This window comes from Ruegeria sp. CDSA141 (genome assembly GCF_059612005.1).
The window spans coordinates 1-3549 of record NZ_JBXWPT010000044.1 but is presented as its reverse complement, the minus strand read 5'-3'; the positions used below and the strand labels follow the sequence as shown (position 1 = coordinate 3549).

General features: G+C 52.3%; 3 protein-coding genes. 2 read left to right on the top strand and 1 reads right to left on the bottom strand.

The features are described from left to right. Positions 1–184 precede the first annotated feature (184 nt). Complete coding sequence (locus AC2FLP_RS21970) at positions 185–484, top strand: hypothetical protein (RefSeq protein WP_117872929.1); 300 nt, start codon at positions 185–187, stop codon at positions 482–484. A 217-nt stretch (positions 485–701) separates the two neighbouring features. Here AC2FLP_RS21970 and AC2FLP_RS21965 read toward each other — a convergent pair whose 3' ends face one another. After that, positions 702–1424: an SdiA-regulated/phytase-like domain-containing protein gene (locus AC2FLP_RS21965; protein ID WP_496686522.1), complete on the bottom strand. Its 723-nt coding sequence runs from the start codon at positions 1422–1424 to the stop codon at positions 702–704. A 338-nt stretch (positions 1425–1762) separates the two neighbouring features. Between AC2FLP_RS21965 and AC2FLP_RS21960 the strand changes: the two genes are divergently transcribed. Beyond that, positions 1763–3295, top strand: a complete 1533-nt coding sequence (locus tag AC2FLP_RS21960; RefSeq protein WP_496686519.1) for a phospholipase D family protein — start codon at positions 1763–1765, stop codon at positions 3293–3295. Positions 3296–3549: the final 254 nt, after the last annotated feature.

The window sequence follows — 3549 nt, the reverse complement described above, 5'->3', positions numbered from 1 at the left end:
CATCACGCGTTGTTGGCGGTCTCGGTAGTCAACGAAAAATCGTTCCGCCGACCAAGCCCTCCGCGGCAAGTTTTGGGCAAGACAGTCACAGGATCGAGGTATGTCTATTGGCTGCACAGACGCGACAGCTTCAAACAAGCGCATCCAATTTTACTAATTTCAAGGGAACCAATGGGAGAAGAAAATGTCTAACAAGATAGTGATGATTGCAGGCGCGACATGTTTCGCACTGCTTGCAGCCTGCGACGACACGAGTACATCAAGCGCGTCCGCCGAGCTCACACCGGCTCAGCAGGCATGTTTGCGAGATGTAGCCAACACGACGAACAATTCGCAAGTCGTGGTGCTCTCATCCGCGTTTAGCGAGGCGGGAACACAAGTCACTGTCGGCGTTGGCGAGGATCGTGCTCCTTGGAATTGTATAGCCTACAGTGATGGCGCGACAGCTGGTATCGAGTTCCTGGGCGACGAAGGCGCATTGTAACCTTTTTGCTGTGTAGCTGAAAGCGGCTGCGCAGCACTGGCTTGATCTGCTGAGGTTCGACTTGGTTTGTAGAAAACAGAATTAGCCAACGCAGCGCATAACTCAGAACTTGTGTTTGATGACCCCGTTTCCTCGCTTGATCATCGTTGGCGTACGAAGGTCGCCAAACACCTAGAACATCATGCAATCCGCGCTCAAGGCCAGCAACGTTGATCCTTCAGGCAAGGTGGGTGTGTAGTCGAACGTGACAATCTTCGCTCCGCTGTCGAACGCCACGAACAATTGGTTGGATCCAGGCCTTATGGCAATGCCTTCCGGGTCTGTTCCAAACTCCAACAAGCTTTGCTGGGGCAAGCAGCTGGCCATCAGCCGTGAACTCGTACAGGCTGTTTGACCCTTCCCAATCATCAACAATCAACATGTGGCCTGTGCGTGGATCAATCGCGATACCCTGTGCCTCACTCAAGGGAGGAGAGAGCTTCATTGTATCCAACCTCGCTGTCAAAGCATCCTCTGACGTGAACCACGACAACCGTTCGGGATCATCCTCTACGGTCACGATTTGTCTTTTGGCGTTGATCGCGATTCCTTCCGTGTCCACAAATCTACCTTCCAGTTCAAAGGGCGCTCCTAAAGGCTCGACGTCCTTTGTGACTCGTTGAAGGCTGCCAAGGCCATCTCCCAGCAACAAGTGATCCCCATCAATAGCAATTGCTTTGATCCGGAAGAGATCGTTGGATATGCGTCTCAACTCATTGCCTTGCAACGTGACAAGAACTGCCTCGGGCCCCTCGTTCGCGATCCACAACCCACAAAAGGTTGGGTCGTAATCGAGACTTGCGGGTTGATTTAGCTCGTAGCGCCCGGTTTCGCTGAGCTGCAATGCCATGGCCGGGGAAAACACGGTGCAGATCAGTAAGGCTATGGTCCTCGCAAACACTCAGGATGCTCCTAAAACTTGCACCAGAATGGTGGGGCGGTATCGCGATAGGTCAATACAAAGAGTACCTACACTCCATAAACCAGAGAGCATCACATTATCAGAACAGAGAGACTTAGAACGCGGAAACTGGTTGCGAGCGGTTTGGTTCGACGCAACTGGGTTGTGCGAGAGTACTTTTGAACTGAGGTTGCGACAAATTCGCGAACCGACATCGTGGCGATTGTTGGATTTGCGAAATCAACACTAACAAACGAAACAACCTCAGGCTTCATAGAACAAACTTGCAATCGCGTGCTCCGGCGTAGTCACTTAGGACACAGGGTTGGAGGAAGCCGATGGCGAAATGGAAGTTCGTGATTTGTGTTTGTTGCGCGCTGGCTCTTGTCGCTTGCGCTCCAAAAACCCGCACATATGAAAAGACGGTATCGGCTGCGCTACAGGCAAATTCGGGCACAACTCTAGGTCAGGCGGCAAATCGCCTTGGGGACCCCAAAGACGGTCGGTCAGGCATCAAGCTGATCAGTGATGGAGAAGAAGCGCTTGTATCACGACTGCTGATGGCTGCAGCGGCCGAGCGAACGATAGACGCGCAATACTACCTTCTGCACAACGACCCCACGGGTCACCTTTTTGCAGCCAGTCTTTTGCAGGCAGCAGATCGGGGTGTTCGCGTCCGATTGTTGCTGGATGACATGGATACGTCCAGCTATGACGCGATGACGGCCGCATTGGACAATCATGAGAATATTGAAATCAGGCTGTTCAATCCGTTTTGGCGCGATCAGAGCCTATTGTTCGCGGGTCTGACAGACTTCAAACGCATCAATCGCAGAATGCACAACAAGTCCATGACGGCGGACAACGTGTTCACGATTGTGGGTGGGAGAAACATCGGCGCTGAGTATTTTTTGGCGCGGAAAGAAATGAACTATGCCGATCTGGATGTGCTGGCCGCAGGCCCTGTTGTACGCGAGGTGTCGCATAGCTTTGACGCTTACTGGAACAGCGAATTCACCGTTCCGGCTCGTGTGGTCGTTGGAGAACCTAAGGAATTTGACCTTGCTGATGCGCGAGTCCGGTTAAACGAACTGGTCGAGGAAGCGAAGCTAACCCAGTACGGCGCTGCCCTCAGAAAGTCAGCGCAAGAGAACTTCGCGGATGGAGCCCTGTCACTGGATTGGCTGCCTGCGAAGCTTTATGCTGATCCGCCCGCAAAAGCCGCGGGTCTCGAGAACTCAGGTCCCGTTCTGGCATCTCAGTTGTTTCCGTACTTTGAGAATGCCAACAGTGAGGTGAACATCGTGTCCGCCTATTTCGTGCCGCGCAACAACGGTGTGAAATGGCTTACCGAACTTGAGAGCCGCGGTGTTAACGTGAAGGTCGTGACCAATTCGCTTGCGTCTAACGACGTCGCACCCGTTTACGCACACTACGCTAAAAAACGCCGAGCACTTTTACGTGGTGGAGTAGAGCTCTATGAGTTGCGACCCGACGCCTATCAGGTCCAACGCCGGGGTATAAACTGGGCTCAATCAAGGTCAGGCCTACACTCCAAAGCATTTGCAGTTGATGACCGATACTTGTTCGTAGGGTCGTTCAACTGGGACCCACGATCTGTCAATATCAACACCGAGATGGGAATTTTGATTGACTCGCCAGCACTGACTGCACAGACCATGAGCGCTTTGGACGACGCTTTACCTGCATACACATATAACGTGACGCTCGAGCAAGATGGTCAGCTTAAATGGACGACAAAAAATGATGATGGCAACATCCTTGAATATCGATCCGAGCCGACAGGATCAGTCTGGGATCACTTAGTTTCTGGTTTTCTAAGTGTTTTACCAATTGGGTCCCAGCTTTAGGTTTATTGGGAGAAACTCTGACGGCTTGTCGCCCCACTTGGGAGCGCGACTACACTGAAAGGATTTTCACCCTAGTGTTTTTAAGCCCATCGCTTGGGCGACCTTCAGTAGAAATCAATCTCGCTGACGTCTACGCGGACCTCATGATCGCGCCCGTAGGCAACAACTCCAATTGACGTGATTTCGTCAGCGACGGGAATAGCGCGCAACATGGCACCTGAAGCCTTGAAGCCTGACAGGGGTAAACTGATTTC